Genomic DNA, 17753 nt, shown 5'->3' on the forward strand with positions numbered 1-17753 from the left:
ACCGTATATATTGCTATTTAATTTATCTTGCTTATCGAAAACATCAATGCGTATTTTATAAAGCGTATTTTCGCCCTTTAGTATTTCCTCGCGATGATATAGATATAGATGAATAAAATAGTTATTTTCTTTAAAAATTAATTCTATATCGCCTGAATTTCTATTTATATCTGTTAATAAAGGTAAATCGCCTCCGTTAATAGCGACTGATGGATTATCTGTTAAATTCATTATTTGTTTATATAATGTACTCTCACTATTTTGTGCTTGGACTAACCAACTTTTTGCTAGTGTAACACTGGTTAATCTTTCATCAGTCTTCTGATTAAAGGAAGATACTTGCGGAAAGAAAGTGAGAAAGGATGTAATGAGAATTCCTATGAGAACAATTGAAACTAAAATTTCTATTAATGAAACACCTTTATCATTTTGAATGAAATGCTTAAAGGGCATGTTTTTTCCTCCGCTCATAAAATGGAAATGTAAATAAATAAGAATAGACGAAAATTAATCAGGTAAAACTATTTGCCTATTCTTTTAAAATGATTGATTCTATTATACAATACATAGGATGAGAAAAACGAAATTTTGTAGGTCTAAATGCATTAAAATATTAGATGATATCTAGTTTGTTCTTACTATTTAGAATCGTGGTGATGCTTAAATGCAAGTACTATTAATCTCTATCGTTTGTTTATTAATTATTACATTAATTTTTGTTATATTTCCTTCAAGCATGACTATCAAGGGAAGAATAACGATTGTATTGGTTGCTTTTGTGCTTTCCAATATCGGTTTTGCTATTCAATATTTGTATAAAAGCTTTATGTTAAGCTTCGGTGGTCTATTGCTTTTGGTATTGCTGTTGCCTTTATTTATGCAAAAAAGTTCTCGGTTTTTCTTTAAAGAAGAAATACATAGTGAATATATTACGATGTTTACAGCAAAAGACATGAATAAAGAGAAAATGGAATTAGAAGAGGAAAATGAGCTGAGATTTTCTGCTGAAAAAGAGAATTCAATAGAGGATGATGAGGTTAAATCAACTTCAAATCTAATGGAAAAAGCAGAAGAAACGTTACCTAATCAGGATTTTATAAAGACTAGTGCTAAAGAAAATATGGATGCAGAGGAAGCTAAAAACTTGAATAAGCAAGCAGAGAGAAATGATTGGTCGTATACGCCATTGGATACCACTGCATCTGTTGTAACAGAGGATTATTGGAAAAATGATAATGTGGTTGTCAGGGAAAATTCAATTGAATCGTTTTTAGAAGGTTTAAACGTTAATGAGGATAAAGAGGAAGATCATCTAGAAGAGATAGAAGAAAAACCGAATCGTCGCTATTTAGAAAGGCTAGAAAAAATAAGAATATTGGATAATAGTGATTTACCAAAAGATACTGATTAAAGAGCTAGATCCTAAGTATAGTGCTGACATACGAATCACTAGAAGCGTTTTTAGAAAGGTAGAATACAGATGGATAAAAAAACTTTCACATTATTTATTACGCTTTTTATCGCAACATTTTTCCTTTTTGGGGGCACCAGTTTGGGAGTCTATGCCTTTCAGAAGGCGGGTAAAGAAGAGGTGGTTTACCCGATTAACACAAGTGTAGCTGGGGTGAACATTGGCGGGTTAACGGAAATAGAAGCAAAAAGGACGCTTGAAAATCATCTTATAGGCTGGAAGGCTAATGCTATTTATGAGTTTCAGTATAAGGAAAAAACGGTTCAGGTGACTAATGATTTATTTTCCTTTGATGTAGAACAAACACTAAAAAATATAACAGATAACAATACAAATACCTTTGTTGTGGAAGTAGATGAAGAGGTATTACAAACAGAATTAGAGCAGTATAATTCATTTTCGATAGAGGATATCGATATCGATCTTCTAAAGTCAGCATTATTGGAAGCTGCTACTATTCTGCAAATAGATGAAAAATTAATATTAGAAGATTATTTTGCCTCCTATGTTGCAGAAAGAGATATTTTAAGCACGGTCGAAATGGCAGTGCCTGATAAAACAGAAAAAGAACTAGAATCCATTATTTCTTCTATTGAAGAAATAACGATTTTACCTAAAACGACTTTTTCTTTATTAGGGTTATTACAAGATGTTAATCAGAAAAGCATAAAGGATGATTCACTAAGTTTGCTGGCTACAGGTATTTATCAATTAGTGCTACAAACAAATTTTGACATTCGAGAACGTACAATAAGTAGTGAAATTCCTGACTACGTAGATATAGGATACGAAGCGAAAGCGAGCTTTCGTGAACAATTAGATTTACGCTTTACCAATCCAAATGAAAATGCATATATAATTGCACTTAAGGTTGAGGATAGTCAATTAGTCCTGCAATTAAAAGGCCAAGCGTTTCCAAATGATTATGAGATTGTTATTGAAGAAAAGAAAGAGTATGAGCCGAAAACAACTATCCAGTTTGATTCTTTGCTTGAGGGAGATCAAGTACAAGTTAAACAGGAAGGAAAGCCTGGAGTATCTGTTGTTGTCATAAAAGAAGTATTGGATAAAAAAGGAGATCAGATTAAAAGAGAAGTAGTATCTACTGATTATTATCCGCCAATTTATAGAGTAGAAGTTAAAGGGCTTCAAAATGACTTGGACTCAACAGAAAATAATGAGGTTGAGGAAGAGACACCGATAGATGAGGATTTAGATGACCATATAACGGACGAGGAGTTAGCTTCTGAAGAAGAGGACAATTCGGAAGAGCAGAAAGATTCAGAAGAACAGCAGGATGATACAGATGATTCAATAGATGAAAGCCAAATTATTGAAAAATAAAGAGTATAACAAGTTAAATTAAAATGTCGTTTTTCATGCATGATACCAAATAGGTAAAGGAAGATGATAATGAAGAATACGCGCAAACGACTAGGGGATTTATTAATAGAGGCGAATCTGATTACACAAGAACAATTAGATGAAACATTGAGAAGTAAAAGCCCTAATCAAAAACTTGGAGATGCATTACTAAAAGAAGGATTAATTACAGAGCAGCAATTAATAGAGGTTCTGGAGTTTCAGCTGGGAATCCCACATATTAGTTTATATCGTTATCCCTTTGAGCAAAATCTTTTTTCTCTTGTTCCGAAAGAAACGGCAAAGAGAAATATTCTTATTCCGTTAAAGATTGATGGCGATAAATTGTTTGTTGCAATGGCAGATCCGATGGATTATTTTGCAATTGACGATTTGCGCTTAACGACTGGGTTTCAAATTGAGCCAGCAATTGCTACACGCGATGATATTGTTCGGGCAATTAATAAATACTATGATGTAGATGATGAATTTAAAGAACTGCTCTTCCCTGTAGAGCAAGAGGAAGAAGTCGATTTAAATGTCGTTCAAGATTCGCCAATTATTAGATTAGTTAATCAGTTAATAACGAATGCAATTCATGCCAAAGCAAGTGATATTCATATTGACCCCCATGAAACGAAGGTGACAATCCGTTATCGGATTGATGGAGTTCTTCGTACGGAAAGAGTTTTGCCAAAGCATATGCAAAGTGTCTTGATTGCGCGAATAAAAATACTGGCTAATCTTGATATTACGGAATATCGTCTACCACAAGATGGCAGAATAAAGTTTAATCTTGAGTTACATCCAGTGGACTTACGTATTTCCTCGATTCCGACTGTTTATGGTGAAAAAATTGTGATGAGAATACTTGACTTAGGTAGTGCTTTAAATGATATTACAAAGCTTGGGTTTCATCCCTACAACCTGCAGTTATTTAATAAAATGCTACAAAAGCCGAATGGGATTGTGTTGATTACCGGTCCAACAGGCTCAGGTAAATCCTCTACTTTATATGCAGCATTAAATCAGCTGAATAATGAGGAAGTCAATATTTTAACGATTGAAGATCCTGTAGAATTTCAATTGGAAGGAATCAATCAAATTCAAGTGAATTTACATACAGGTATGGACTTTGCTGTTGGCTTACGGTCTATTTTAAGACAGGATCCTAATATTATCATGGTTGGAGAAATTCGAGATAAGGACACAGTGGAAGTGGCAATACGTGCCTCATTAACGGGCCATCTAGTACTTAGCACCCTTCATACGAATGATTCGATCGGAACGATTACTCGTTTAATTGATATGGGGGTAGAGCCATTTTTAGTGGCTTCTTCTTTGAATGGGATTGTTGCACAGCGGTTAGTAAGAAAGGTTTGCCGAGATTGCAAAACAGAAGAGGAAGCAACGAAAAGAGAAAGAGAGATTTTTGCCAGAAGAGGTATGTCTATTGAGCGTATTGTTCGCGGGAAAGGCTGTTCTTCTTGTAATATGACGGGTTACCGTGGGCGAATTGCGATTCACGAAGTGCTTGTTATGAATGAAGAGATAAGAAAATTAATCATGAACGGCGAATCCTTTATAAAGGTAAGAGAGCAAGCGGAAAAGGACAAAACTGTGTTTTTAATTGATGATGGGTTATTAAAAGTAAAACAGGGCATTACAACAACGGAAGAAGTATTAAGAGTCGTTCTTCCTGAATAGAGGGGAATATCGTGAGAGAGAAATTAGATGATATTTTAAAGGCTGCTTATGAAAATCGAGCTTCTGATGTTCATTTAACGGTCGGGATACCACCTGTTATCCGCGTAAATGGAGACTTGAGAAGGGTTGGGGAAGAAAGCTTGCTGAAAGCAGAAACAGAAGAAATGGCCAAGGCAATTGCACCTGAATCATTATGGGAAACCTTTGTAGAAAAAGGAGAATTGGACTTTTCCTATGAAATAAAGGGGCTTTCTCGCTTCAGAGTCAATATCTTTAAACAGCGTGGACAAGTTTCTCTTGCCCTTAGGATTGTTCCAACCGCTATACCAACGATCGAGCAGCTTGGCATGCCAGCTATTTTACGAAAAATTGCCGAAAAGCAACAAGGACTCGTTCTTGTTACCGGTCCAACTGGAAGTGGGAAATCGACTACTTTAGCAGCGATGATACGCTATTTAAATGAATCTTTCCATAAGCATATTATCACACTTGAAGATCCAATCGAGTATTATCATTCACACGGAATGTCAATTATTGATCAAAGAGAAGTGGGATTTGATACAAAGAATTTTGCAAATGGACTGCGTGCAGCATTGCGTCAAGATCCCGATGTTATTCTGGTAGGGGAAATGAGAGATTTAGAAACCATTCAAACCGCAATTACAGCAGCTGAAACAGGCCATCTTGTATTGGGAACATTGCACACTTCAGGAGCACCAGCAACGATAAATAGAATTATTGATGTGTTCCCACCTGAACAACAGCAGCAAATAAGAATCCAATTAGCTTCTGTCTTAGTTTCCGTTGTTTCCCAACGCCTTTTTCCAACAGCAAATAAAAGAGGCAGGGTTGTTGCTTTGGAAATTCTCCTAAACAATTCTGCAGTTGCTAACTTAATTCGAAATGAAAAGATTCATCAAATTATGAATATCATGCAAACATCCAAATCACAGGGGATGGTAACATTGGAAAACAGCATTAAAGATCTTGTTCAATGGGGGCATATTCATCAAGAAGTTGCTGCGCAATATTTACAGGAGTTGTCTATTAATGGCTCGATTTAAGTATACGGGAAGAACGATACAGGGGAAAAAAGAAGGAAGCATTAATGCTTCATCGAAGCGGGAGGCTTTATTTTTACTAAGAGACCAAGGTGTTCGGGTAACAGAGATAATGGAAGTCAATGAATCATTCTTTACAAAGGATATTGTCATTGGAAATCCTGTGAAATTGCAGGATATGGTCATTTATTTACGACAGTTCGCAACACTACTATCTGCAGGTATATCCATAATCGATTCAACAAGAATACTTGCAGAGCAAACCTCCAGCAAAGCACTGCGCAAGGTTCTAAAAGAAGTGGAAGAGGACTTAAGGGAAGGAAATCCTCTTTCCACTGCTGCAGATAAGCATCGAAAGGTGTTCTCGCCGATGTTCATTAATATGGTTCGAGCAGGAGAGGTAAGCGGTAATATGGATGAAACGCTCGAGCGTTTGGCGGTCCATTTTGAAAGGCAGCATTTTACGAAGCAGAAGATTATTTCAGCGCTTGCTTATCCAGCAGCAGTTGGCTTACTTGCAATATTGGTTGTGGTATTTTTATTAATTTATGTTGTACCAATTTTTGTTGGAATGTTTGCCAGTTTAGGTGGCGAATTACCGTTTATTACACAATTTGTGTTAGATGCAAGTGCCTTTGTGCAATCATTTTGGTGGTTAATTGCTTTAGTTGTGATACTATTTACAATCGTGTTTATGTTATTGCGGAATAATGATACGTCTAAATATTACCTTGATTATGCGGTATTAAGAATGCCGATTATAGGGAAGCTACTACAGAAGGCAGAACTAGCTAAAATGACTAGGACATTAAGCTCTTTGTTTTCTAGTTCAGTACCAATATTGCAGGCATTGGCCATCGTGGAATCCGTTGTTGAAAATAAAGTGATTGCAGAAGTGGTGAACAAGTCCCAAACTGCATTGGAAAATGGACAGTCATTAATTGACCCAATGAAAAAGCATTGGGCCTTTCCTCCTCTTATTACCCAAATGATTGCCATTGGGGAGGAGACAGGGGCATTAGACCTTATGCTTGGAAAAGTTGCTGATTTTTATGAAAAAGAAGTGGAAGTTAGTACAGATCGGCTAAAGGCTATCCTTGAGCCATTGCTAATTGTTTTATTAGCTGGCCTTGTAGGTGTTATTGTTTCAGCACTGATGATTCCAATGTTTGAAATTTTTAACCAAGTGGATAATTATTAAAAAAAATACGTAATTTTCCGAAAAAATATATCTTCCTTTTAAAAAAAGAATCTGCTAAAGTACTACTTATAATAGTAAAATAGGACTAGGGAGGCAATAAAAATGAAAAATATAATAAATCGTATTAAAAATCAAAAAGGATTAACGTTAATTGAATTACTTGCTGTTGTAGTTATTCTTGGAATCATTGCAGCAATCGCTGTACCAAGTGTAGGGAAAATCATTGATAATACAAAGAAGGATGCTCATGTAGCAAATGCTCAGCAAATGATAAATTCTGCTAAATTGGCTGTATCTGCTGATACTGGGTTATTGCCGAGTTCTGGTTCGAAGTATTTAACAATGGAATATTTGGAGGAACAAGGTTATCTAGATACGGTAAAAGATCCAGATAGTGGAAGTTATAAAAAAGGAACAAATGAAAGTCCTACAGCTGCCCCTGAAAATGTTTCTTACGTAAGAATCGAAAAAGGTGACGAAGGTAAATATAATTATTACGCTAAATTGGTTGGAAGTGAGCGAGGAATTGCTGAAACTGCTGAGGCAGAATTATCAAGGGATGATGTAAAATAAAGTAGGATTCAATAACTACCAATAAACTAAAGGGGAAAATAATGCTATTTCTAATCTTCTTTTACGGACTCCTATTCGGCTCCTTCTTTAACGTAGTTGGACTTAGAGTTCCTGTAAATCAGTCGATTGTTGCTCCGCGGTCAGCCTGTCCAAAATGTGGACATACTTTAAGGTGGTATGAATTAATACCTGTATTATCTTATATTTTACAAAGGGGGAAATGCAGTCAGTGTAAGACTGCTATTTCTCCCATTTACCCGATTGTCGAATTGATAACCGGTCTTTTGTTTATTTTGGCTCCATTCACATTAGGATGGTCAAGTGAACTCGTAGTGGCGTGGACGCTCATCTCCTTGTTGATCATTATCCTTGTATCCGATCTTGCTTATATGATCATTCCAGATAAAGTATTAGTTGTCTTTTCTATCATCTTTATTATAGAGAAACTATTTATTCCTCAAAACACTTGGGTCTTCTCCATTTCAGGATCTGCTGTTGGATTTTTCTTATTACTTTTTCTAGCAGTTATTAGTAAAGGCGGCATGGGTGGTGGAGACATCAAGCTGTTTGCGGTCATTGGCTTTGTGTTAGGTCCAAAATTAGTATTATTGGCTTTTTTCCTTGCTTCCTTATTTGGTGCTGTAATTGGTATAATTGGAATGTTATTAAAGCATTTTAAGAAGAGGGAGCCAATTCCGTTTGGCCCATATATTGTTGTAGGCACCCTTATCGCCTATTTTTATGGATCAAATCTAATAGATTTTTACTTTCAACTTCTTAACATATAAGGAGATATCATATGGGATTGTTTCGAAACAAAAGAACTGTCCAGCTCATTTTTAATGATCATTCCATTCGATACATGGAGCTGAAACAAATAAATCCCCCTCTGCCAATCAAATGGGGAGAGAGGGTTTTGCCAGAAGGCATTATTAGAAATGGCAAAGTGGTCAATAAAGAAAGCTTGCAGTTAATATTAGAAGAAAGTGCAGAGACGTGGAAAATAAAGAAAAGAGACATTCAAATGGTTGTTCCAGATGCGTTAATTATTATTCGGAAAATATCGGTGCCTGCAGATATCAGAGAAGATGAATTGAACGAGTATCTATACTTAGAAATTGGCACATCAATCCACCTCCCATTTGAAGAGCCTGTTTTTGATACGGTTGTTTTAAAAGAAGAAGAAGAGAAAAAGGAAATACTTTTAATTGCTGCACAAGAAGAATTAGTACAGGATTATGTTGATGCTCTAACAGAAGCAAAGCTCTATCCAGTTGCTGCAGATATTTCCTCGCTAGCTGCTTTCCGTATTTATGAACGACTTTACACTGCTGCTGAAGAGGAAAGATTATTATTTGTTCATATGGATTTAGAAAATGTGAATATTACTATTTTTGAGCATGGATATCCGATTTTTGCCCATTTTTTGCCTCTAGCATTTATTCGCGAGGAATGGGAATTTCGAGTAAATCGGTCACAGCAATCAGAACTTTTCTTTCAAGGTGATAGCAAAGAGTTAATGATAGAATATGATAATGTTTTTCGAGAAGTAAACCGATTGATGGACTTTTATCGCTATTCTATCCATCAAGGAAGAGAACAATTGATGAAAATTATTTTGACTGGTGATCATCCAATGCTATCAACCATAAAAGAGGAATTATCTACTCGTTTTGAGCTACCGATTATTATGCCAGAAGTAGATAGCTTATTAACTGGATTCAAGCGATCTTTACCAAGTGCCTTTCACCTTGTTTTAGGATTAGCTTTAAAAGAGGTGAAATAGATGTTAGTGAATATTAATTTACTACCGAAAAAGGAAAGACGAAGTAATAAATCAATCTATATTCTTTTCATCTTCACTGTAGTTGCAATCCTTTGTTTGATTGCAATGCTGTTTCTTGGTCATTTTATCCAGAAAAAGAATGATGAATTAGCCCAACAAGTGAATAAAATAAAGGAACAAGTGGAAACGTCACAAACAATGCTGACTACTTATGAAAATTCCAATGCTGCTGGAGAATTAGAAAAGGCAGTAATTTGGGCCGAGGATTATCCATTAAAAACTGTACCAGTTATAAGAGAGTTAACATCCTACCTACCGGAGAGAGGGTTTATTCTATCTTTTCTTTATAATGAAGATGGAACGATTCAGCTTGAGGCTCAGTTTGATACAACGAGAGAAGCTGCCTATTATTTAAATAGGCTGATGGATTCAGCATGGATTACGGATGTTACACTCTCTAAGCTATCGGCCACAACTATTACCACTTCCGTTGATGAAGGTGCTCTTTCGACGGAACAAGATGTACAAAGGTACAATGGTTCTTTTCAAATCTTCTTAAGTAAAGAAACAATTAAAGAGGAAGAACAAATGGATCAGCAAGAGAAGGAACAAGGAGATTCTAATTCATGAACCTTGATAGAAATAGATTACTTACCGTAAGTAGTATTTTGATTATAATCAGTCTCTTAGCAGGAATGTATTTCTTTTATTTGCAGCCTAAGCTTGCTGAAAATAATAAAAAAAAGGAGCAGATAGAGACGGAACAACAGCTTTTATCGGTGATAGAAACGAATATTCAAGAAAAGAAAGAATCTGGAGAAAAAAATACATTCGAATTGCAAAAAAGCATTCCGATAAAGCCGTTAACGGATCAATTATTAATGGATATCGAAAAAGCTGAGCTTATTTCCGAAACAACGGTTCAAAATATGGTATTTAGTAATGGAGAGATAGATGTTGATTCGACAGATGATGCAGGGATATTGCAAGAACAAGTTGATGAAAGCACTAGCTTAGAAACTGACGAAGAAACAACAGCTGAAAATACCGAGGAGACTGAGATCCCAGCTATAGAAATGCCTTCAGGAATGAAAGAAATGACTGCTACACTTGAAATCGAAGCGCAGGACTATTTTGCGTTGGAGAAGTTTATTTCTGAAATAGAGAATAATGAACGGATTGTGTTAGTGAGAAATATCAATTTTTCTGGAGACAAAGAAAAAACGACTATTTCAATAGAGGAAGAAACTGATTTAGTAACGTTTTATGTTACTTTCTCCGTCTTCTACATGCCAGATTTAGTAGATTTACAAGAAAGTTTGCCTAAACTAGATGTTCCATCACCTGATAATAAAATAAACCCCTTCCCTAACTAATTGGCGAATAATTAAATAATTTGACGAAATCATTCTATAACAAGACGACAAAAGTCTTGTTATTTTTTTTTATTTGTATGATAGGATAAACAAAATAAATGAAAATGGGGGTAGGACGAGTGAGTGAAAAACCGGAGAATCGCAAAACGATAACGATTAAAATCAACGGAAAAGACCGTCCATTCCAAAATCAGGATACAGATGAAACGATGGAGCGGAATCAACCTTCTGTTTTTCATAAGAACCAAGATAATGAGAAAAAAGAAAATGGTTTTTTTAGTGAAGAGTCAGCAGCTGGTCAAGAAGTAGAGTTAGAGGAAAGCTTTGATTGGATTCTTCCGGAACCAGAAGAAATGCCAGCAAAAGATAAGGAGAAAAGCATATTTGCTTTTCAAGCGCCTTTAAATAAAAAGGACAAGCCAACGATATCAAAGAGCAGCAAAACAAAAGAGGGAAAGAAAAAAAGCTTGCCGAAGGAAATAGTTGCCTCTATTTTCTTTGCTGTGTTTTTTGCTGTTATTTTAGGAACTAGTTTTGGGTTTATTTTATTAAATATGGTAGGTAGTGATCAGATTGATGCGACAAATGGAAGTATAACGGCTTCAGCCAATAATCCTACCAGTACATCCAAAGATGGACAAGCAAAGGCTGCTACGGAAATTGCGACGAAAGCAGATATCACTACCTATGTTCTTCAAAAGGATATTTTCTCAAAGGAAGAAAGTTCAAAAAAGGAACAAAAAAAATTATCTGAGGCAGGGAAAACGGGTCAAAGTATTCCTATAGAAGGACAATATTTCCTTTTATTGGGGGTTGTTAATAACTTAGAGGATGCTAAGGCATGGCAAAAGCAAGTAAATGGAACCTATGCAAAAGAAATGGTCTTTAATGGTGGAGAGATAGAGAATGTATCGAAGGAAGAGAAGGGGGTTATTGAAGGATCGTCAGCCATTTATTATTCTATTCTTCAAATCGTTACAAGTGTTCAATTTGATAAATCCATTTCAGCTGATGATAGAAGTAAGTGGAGGAGCTCGCTATCATGAAAGAAACCTCTAATTTTACAAATGAAAAGGTTCAAAAAATAGCAACACACTTAGCAGAAGGTGGAGAGCTTGCGCTGAAATTAACGGAAAATAGTAGTCAAAAAGAGATAGAGGCAGTACAACAGCATTTGCTTGACTATTTGGCTAATTATGTAGTGCTGTAATTTTTTAGAGGGAGCGTTAAGTTTGTAAAAACATACGCTTCCTCTTTTTATTTACTATTTAAAAATAATTTTGTAAATATTTCTACAAATTTCGTCATATTACATTTTATTTACTTTTTGATAAAAAATTATGTTTCAAAATTGTGTATCCTGTAATTCTTTGATAGGATTAATTTGTATCTCTCAATTTGAAAATAGTAGGTAGGTGTAAAGATGTTAAAGCAAACCCTCATATTGGCCTCTTCTTCTCCTCGACGAAAAGAGCTCCTTGAAGAACTCCAAATACCAATTGTTATATCCAGTAGTAATGTAGATGAAAGCTTTGATCCTTCTCTTTCTCCTAAAGAAATAGTCATGTATTTAGCGAGAAAAAAAGTCGAAGCAGTATATTCCAATGACAAAGAATCATTTATACTTGGTGCCGATACGGTCGTATGTCTAGGTGGTGTCATTTTAGGAAAGCCTCATTCAAGAGAGGAGGCATATCAAATGCTGAGTCAGCTTTCGGGGAAAACGCATTCTGTTTATACTGGTGTCGCTATTATGGCAAACGGAGTATGCTCCACATTTTATGAAAAAACTGACGTGCTATTTTGGGAATTAACAGAGGAAGAAATACACGATTACTTAGACACCGGGGAACCGTTTGATAAAGCAGGCGCGTATGGAATTCAAGGAGTAGGCAGAATACTTGTGAAAGAAATCAAAGGAGATTATTTCACCGTAGTTGGTCTTCCGATTTCTCGAACAGTGCGCGAATTGAAAGCAAAAGGCTTCTTCAGTATGCCTAATTAAATCAAAGGGTCCTCTATTCTTTTCTTCCCAAAATCGACTGATAAGGGAGGAACTAATAAAGAATGGATTCTATGTTAATAAGAGATTTTCCAAATGACGAACGACCGAGAGAACGTTTTATTAAACAAGGACCAGAAAGCTTGGCGAATCATGAATTAATTGCTTTATTGATTCAAACAGGGTCCAAAAATGAATCGGTATTAACGTTAGCAAATAAGATTTTAATCCATTTTGATGGACTTCGTTTGTTGAAGGATGCAAGTCTCGATGAGTTAAAAGCAATTAAAGGGATTGGAACAGCAAAAGCGATTCAATTGATGGCAGCAATCGAGTTAGGAAGACGTGTTTCCAATTTAGAATTCACCGATAGATATTGTATTCGGTCACCAGAAGATGCTGCGAAATATATGATGAATGAAATGAGATTCTTATCTCAAGAACATTTCATCTGCTTATATTTAAATACGAAGAATCAAGTGATGCATAAGCAAGTTGTTTTTATTGGTAGCTTAAATGCTAGTATCGTCCATCCCAGGGAAGTATATAAGGAAGCATTTAGAAGATCTGCTGCTTCTATTATCTGTCTTCATAATCATCCCTCCGGTGACCCTTCTCCAAGCAGAGAAGATATTGAAGTGACGAAAAGATTAGTGGAATGTGGAAAAATTATTGGGATTGATTTGCTAGATCATATCATAATTGGGGAAAATAAATTTATCAGCTTAAAAGAAAAAGGGTATGTATGACGCTGTTCTTTTTTGTTGATATAAGCTATAATATTATTTATGATTTTTTGGGTATTTATGTCTAATCATGACAAAATATAGATATGTAACATTTTAGAAGATAATTACAAAGAGGAGAATATCTACCTACTTTATAATATTGCATTAGTTTCAGAAAGGGAGATACATTTATGTTAGGTTTTGGTACAAGAGATCTTGGAATTGATTTAGGAACAGCAAATACACTTGTATATGTGAAAGGAAAAGGAATTGTAGTGAGAGAGCCATCAGTGGTTGCACTACAAACAGATACAAAAAGCATTGTTGCGGTTGGAAACGATGCGAAAAATATGATTGGTAGAACACCTGGAAATGTTGTAGCATTACGTCCAATGAAGGATGGGGTTATTGCTGATTATGAAACAACTGCAACGATGATGAAATATTATATTAAGCAAGCGATAAAAAATAAGGGCTATTTCTCAGGCAAGCCTTATGTAATGGTTTGTGTACCATCAGGTATTACTGCAGTAGAAGAGAGAGCTGTAATTGATGCAACACGCCAAGCTGGTGCAAGAGATGCTTATACAATTGAAGAACCTTTTGCAGCTGCAATTGGAGCAAATCTTCCAGTATGGGAGCCAACAGGTAGCATGGTAGTAGATATTGGTGGCGGTACAACAGAAGTTGCCATTATTTCACTTGGTGGTATTGTTACAAGCCAATCGATTCGAATTGCTGGAGATGAAATGGATGATGCAATCGTTAATTATATTCGTAAAACGTATAATTTGATGATTGGGGAAAGAACTTCTGAAAGCATTAAAATGGAAATTGGAAGTGCTGGAAATCCAGATCAAATTGAAAATATGGATATTCGCGGTAGAGACTTATTAACGGGACTGCCAAAAACGATAAAAATTACTGCAGATGAAATTGCAAAAGCATTAAAAGATACAGTAGCAGCAATTGTAGATGCAGTAAAAGTAACGCTAGAAAAAACACCTCCAGAACTTGCAGCTGATATTATGGATCGTGGAATTGTTCTAACCGGTGGTGGAGCATTGCTTCGAAATCTAGATAAAATTATCAGTGAAGAAACAAAAATGCCTGTTGTTATAGCAGAAGATCCTCTGGATTGCGTTGCTATCGGAACTGGTAAAGCTTTAGATCATATTCATTTATTTAAAAATAAAGCAAAAGATTCACGATAATTTTATTAGAGGTGTATAGGCATGCCACAGTTTTTTATGAATAAACGCCTGATTATTTTGCTTGTAAGCATCATTATTCTCGTGGCATTAATAGGGTTTTCATTAAGCGATCGAAATAAATTAACCTGGCCGGAGCAATTTGTAAAAGATACAACCGGCTGGGTTCAAACCCTTGTTTCCAGACCTGCCCATTTTGTGGTGGGTTTTGTTGATAATGTCAAATCTTTACAGGGTACATATAAAGAGAATAAAGAATTAAAGGCGAAGCTAGAGGAAAATGCTCAGCTGAAATATCAGGTTCAAGGTCTCAAAAAAGATGTCCAAGCCTTGCAAGAAACATTGGAAGAAAAGGAATCTTTAAGTGACTACACACTGATGAAAGCAACGGTAATTAGAAGAAATCCATCCCAATGGACAGAGCTGGTCACCATTAATAGAGGAGAAAATGACGGCGTGGAGAAAAATATGGCTGTTATTACTTCTGCTGGATTAATCGGGAAAATTAAATCAGTTGCCCCAAATACGGCTACTGTCCAATTATTGAGCTCTGAAGATCCAGCTAATCGAATTTCTGCTTTTATTCAGCCAAAAGAAGAGGAAAAAGAAAAGAATAAAGATAATACAGACGTTTTTGGAATTATTGCGGATTATGATAAAGAAACAAAGCAGTTGATTATGACTTGGGAAGAAGTACCAAATGGCTTGAAGGTCGAAAAAGGACAGCTTGTTACCACATCAGGAATGGGTGGGGTCTTTCCAAAGGGGTTAGCTATTGGAACGGTAGAAAAAGTAGAACCAGATGAAAATGGTCTGCAGAAAAAAGTATTTATCAATCCAGCGGCGGATTTCTATGATATTGAACATGTAATGGTAGTAGACAGGGAAGCTTTAACTCCTGAAGAGGATGAACAATGAGAAAAGTTTTAATTGGCTGTTTAATTTCATTCATGTTTATTTTAGAAAGTGTTTTCCTAGAATTACTTCCTACAGACCTTTTTGGTAAAAATTGGATTTTTGTTCCGTATTTTTTACTGATTACCATTCTCTTCTTTTCTATTTATGGAAATAGAAAAGTTGGCGTGATATATGGCTTTGTTTTTGGACTGCTTTTTGATATTGTATATACAGAAATTTTAGGTATCTATTTTTTTGCTTTCCCTTTTATCATTTATGTTTTTAATAAATTAATGAGGATTTTCCATAGTAATATTGTTGTTGTTTCCGTAATGAGTTTACTTGCTGTTTCTGCTCTGGAAATGATTGTTTATCAAGTAATAAAAGTTATAAACCTTACAACGATTGATTTTGGGAGTTTCCTACATTTAAGACTTATGCCATCTTTAGGGTTGAATCTTATTTTTATTGTGCTGGTCGCATATCCGTATAAACGTTTATTTGAGAAGTATGCAGCCGAGTTAAAAGAATGATATAGTTAGAATGGAAATAAATTTCAGGTTGGACATTTGGTTGTCTTCGATCTGAAATTTATTTGATTGGAGCTTTGTCTTTCGTTTAATAGTTTGAACAGGCGCTTTTGCTTTACTGATTTTTGAGAAATATATTTGCCTTGAAAAGGAATTTCAAAAACGTTTGTCGAATGATATTATAAGGAATTAGAAACCATTAATTAGATTTCTAAAGTTCTTAAACTAATTTTATCGTGTTTACTAAGATGCTAAGATGAGACGCGAACAAAGAAGTAAAATTTATTTTTGCATTTTTAAACGCATTTATGAAAAGAGTGAATGCTCTAGCTAAAGTGCCAATCATCTATCAAATTAAAATGTTGGATTGAATTGATTCCGTATCGTTTAATGAGTGATGACGATATTTGGTCATGATTCATAATGCTTCATTATTTGATTAGGATGTTTGCGCTTTTTTATGCAAAGTGAGATTTATAAGTATATCGATATCGAGCATTTGCGTCCATTGTCTAGTAAATTAAAGACTATATCCTGTTATAAACAAGACTGTTTATAACAAAGAAGTATCTATGTATTGGGATGAAAGAGAGACGCTAACGCTTTTCGTACAGAGGTGACAACTTGAAATGAAAAAAAAGCAGCTAGTAACAATTAAAGGAACGAAGAATGGACTGGGCCTCCATCTGTATGATAATTGTTCTTATGAGGAGTTATTAAGAGAACTCCAGTTTAAATTAAATGAGAGCGCAAGCCTTCATAACGAAAATCGAGATATAAAAGTGACAGTAGAGCTTGGGAATAGATATGTAACAGATGTACAAAAGGAAGAGATTGCTCATTTAATTCAAGAAAAACAAAATTTGTCCGTTCAATCCATTAATAGTAATTTAGTAACAAAGAAAGAAGCGGAAAATTGGCTAAGACAAAGTGAAGTGAAATCAATAACCAGTATTGTACGCTCTGGCCAAATATTAGAGGTACCTGGTGATTTATTGCTAATCGGAGATGTAAATCCAGGCGGGAAAGTAATAGCCGGGGGCAATATCTATATTATGGGACAGTTGAAAGGTATAGCCCACGCTGGATATAATGGAAAGGATGATGCGGTTATTGCTGCATCTATTATGAAACCGACACAAATCCGGATTAGTCATTTTATCGAAAGAGAGATAACGAATTCGTCTTCTGAAAACATGAGAGAAATGGAATGTGCATATGTGAAGGACAATGTAATTAAGATTGATAGATTACAAGTATTACCACATTTAAGATCGAATTTGCTGAAATTGGAAGGAGGATATTAAGATGGGAGAGGCAATTGTTATTACATCAGGTAAAGGTGGAGTTGGAAAGACGACCACTTCTGCAAACATTGGTACAGCACTTGCGTTACAAGGGAAAAAAGTCTGTTTAATAGATACAGATATTGGCTTACGAAATCTTGATGTCGTAATGGGGTTAGAAAACCGTATTATTTATGATTTAGTGGATGTGGTAGAGGAAAGATGTAAAATTCATCAAGCACTTGTTAAAGATAAACGATTTGATGATTTATTATATTTACTACCAGCTGCACAAACAAGTGATAAAACTGCTGTTCGACCGAATCAAATGAGAGAGCTAGTACTCCGTTTAAAGCAAGATTATGATTATGTCATTATTGATTGTCCTGCAGGCATTGAACAAGGATATCAAAATGCAGTGGCAGGTGCGGATAAAGCTATTGTTGTTACTACTCCTGAGGTATCTTCTGTAAGAGATGCAGATAGAGTAATTGGTTTATTGGAAAAAGAAGAGCAAATGGAACCACCAATGCTTGTAATAAATAGAATTAGAAATCATATG

20 protein-coding genes are annotated in these 17753 nt (G+C 35.3%); 19 read left to right on the forward strand and 1 reads right to left on the reverse strand.

Features of this window, described 5'->3' with window-relative positions:
* A partial coding sequence (locus RTL21_RS18775; RefSeq protein WP_312098072.1) for a type IV pilus modification PilV family protein occupies positions 1–453 on the reverse strand: 453 nt, incomplete at its 3' end.
* 211 nt (positions 454–664) lie between these two features.
* Here RTL21_RS18775 and RTL21_RS18780 point away from each other — a divergent pair.
* The 19 genes from RTL21_RS18780 to minD form a co-directional block, all read left to right on the forward strand.
* Positions 665–1411: a hypothetical protein gene (locus RTL21_RS18780; protein ID WP_312098073.1), complete on the forward strand. Its 747-nt coding sequence runs from the start codon at positions 665–667 to the stop codon at positions 1409–1411.
* Positions 1412–1480: 69 nt separating this feature from the next.
* On the forward strand, positions 1481–2815 hold the full coding sequence (locus RTL21_RS18785) for a VanW family protein (RefSeq protein WP_312098074.1): 1335 nt from the start codon (positions 1481–1483) through the stop codon (positions 2813–2815).
* A gap of 69 nt (positions 2816–2884) precedes the next feature.
* The gene (locus RTL21_RS18790) at positions 2885–4540 is read left to right on the forward strand and encodes a GspE/PulE family protein (RefSeq protein ID WP_312098076.1); all 1656 of its coding nucleotides are present in this window, start codon (positions 2885–2887) and stop codon (positions 4538–4540) included.
* Positions 4541–4551: 11 nt separating this feature from the next.
* Positions 4552–5604 (forward strand): type IV pilus twitching motility protein PilT, encoded by a 1053-nt coding sequence (locus RTL21_RS18795; protein ID WP_312098078.1) that lies wholly within the window; start codon positions 4552–4554, stop codon positions 5602–5604.
* Entirely contained in the window at positions 5591–6802 is a 1212-nt protein-coding gene (locus RTL21_RS18800; protein WP_312098081.1) for a type II secretion system F family protein, read from the forward strand. The genes RTL21_RS18795 and RTL21_RS18800 overlap by 14 nt, the downstream gene beginning before the upstream one ends.
* A gap of 102 nt (positions 6803–6904) precedes the next feature.
* Positions 6905–7375 (forward strand): competence type IV pilus major pilin ComGC, encoded by a 471-nt coding sequence (locus RTL21_RS18805; protein ID WP_312098083.1) that lies wholly within the window; start codon positions 6905–6907, stop codon positions 7373–7375.
* A gap of 41 nt (positions 7376–7416) precedes the next feature.
* Positions 7417–8163 carry a prepilin peptidase gene (locus RTL21_RS18810; RefSeq protein WP_312098085.1) on the forward strand — a complete coding sequence of 249 codons (747 nt, stop codon included), beginning with the start codon at positions 7417–7419 and terminating at the stop codon, positions 8161–8163.
* Between the two features lie 11 nt (positions 8164–8174).
* A complete protein-coding gene (pilM, locus tag RTL21_RS18815) occupies positions 8175–9161 on the forward strand; it encodes a type IV pilus biogenesis protein PilM (protein ID WP_312098087.1) in 987 nt (328 codons plus the stop codon).
* Positions 9162–9791 (forward strand): PilN domain-containing protein, encoded by a 630-nt coding sequence (locus RTL21_RS18820; RefSeq protein ID WP_312098089.1) that lies wholly within the window; start codon positions 9162–9164, stop codon positions 9789–9791.
* On the forward strand, positions 9788–10537 hold the full coding sequence (locus RTL21_RS18825; protein WP_312098090.1) for a hypothetical protein: 750 nt from the start codon (positions 9788–9790) through the stop codon (positions 10535–10537). The genes RTL21_RS18820 and RTL21_RS18825 overlap by 4 nt, the downstream gene beginning before the upstream one ends.
* A 119-nt stretch (positions 10538–10656) precedes the next feature.
* Positions 10657–11583, forward strand: a complete 927-nt coding sequence (locus RTL21_RS18830) for a hypothetical protein (protein ID WP_312098092.1) — start codon at positions 10657–10659, stop codon at positions 11581–11583.
* The gene (locus RTL21_RS18835) at positions 11580–11747 is read left to right on the forward strand and encodes a hypothetical protein (RefSeq protein WP_312098094.1); all 168 of its coding nucleotides are present in this window, start codon (positions 11580–11582) and stop codon (positions 11745–11747) included. The genes RTL21_RS18830 and RTL21_RS18835 overlap by 4 nt, the downstream gene beginning before the upstream one ends.
* A 213-nt stretch (positions 11748–11960) precedes the next feature.
* A complete protein-coding gene (locus RTL21_RS18840) occupies positions 11961–12542 on the forward strand; it encodes a Maf family protein (RefSeq protein WP_312098096.1) in 582 nt (193 codons plus the stop codon).
* A gap of 71 nt (positions 12543–12613) precedes the next feature.
* Positions 12614–13288: a RadC family protein gene (gene radC / locus RTL21_RS18845; protein ID WP_396954472.1), complete on the forward strand. Its 675-nt coding sequence runs from the start codon at positions 12614–12616 to the stop codon at positions 13286–13288.
* Positions 13289–13458: 170 nt separating this feature from the next.
* Entirely contained in the window at positions 13459–14481 is a 1023-nt protein-coding gene (locus tag RTL21_RS18850) for a rod shape-determining protein (protein ID WP_312098100.1), read from the forward strand.
* A gap of 21 nt (positions 14482–14502) precedes the next feature.
* Positions 14503–15396 carry a rod shape-determining protein MreC gene (gene mreC, locus RTL21_RS18855; RefSeq protein WP_312098102.1) on the forward strand — a complete coding sequence of 298 codons (894 nt, stop codon included), beginning with the start codon at positions 14503–14505 and terminating at the stop codon, positions 15394–15396.
* On the forward strand, positions 15393–15908 hold the full coding sequence (gene mreD / locus RTL21_RS18860) for a rod shape-determining protein MreD (protein ID WP_312098104.1): 516 nt from the start codon (positions 15393–15395) through the stop codon (positions 15906–15908). Before mreC ends, mreD begins: the two co-directional genes overlap by 4 nt.
* A gap of 626 nt (positions 15909–16534) precedes the next feature.
* Positions 16535–17212, forward strand: coding sequence for a septum site-determining protein MinC (gene minC / locus RTL21_RS18865; protein ID WP_312098106.1), 678 nt, complete (start codon positions 16535–16537; stop codon positions 17210–17212).
* A gap of 1 nt (position 17213) precedes the next feature.
* Positions 17214–17753 (forward strand): septum site-determining protein MinD (gene minD / locus RTL21_RS18870; RefSeq protein WP_312098108.1); only part of this gene is annotated, 540 nt, incomplete at its 3' end.

The organism is Niallia sp., assembly GCF_031978665.1.
In the GTDB taxonomy this organism is placed as follows: Bacteria; Bacillota; Bacilli; order Bacillales; family Cytobacillaceae; genus Niallia.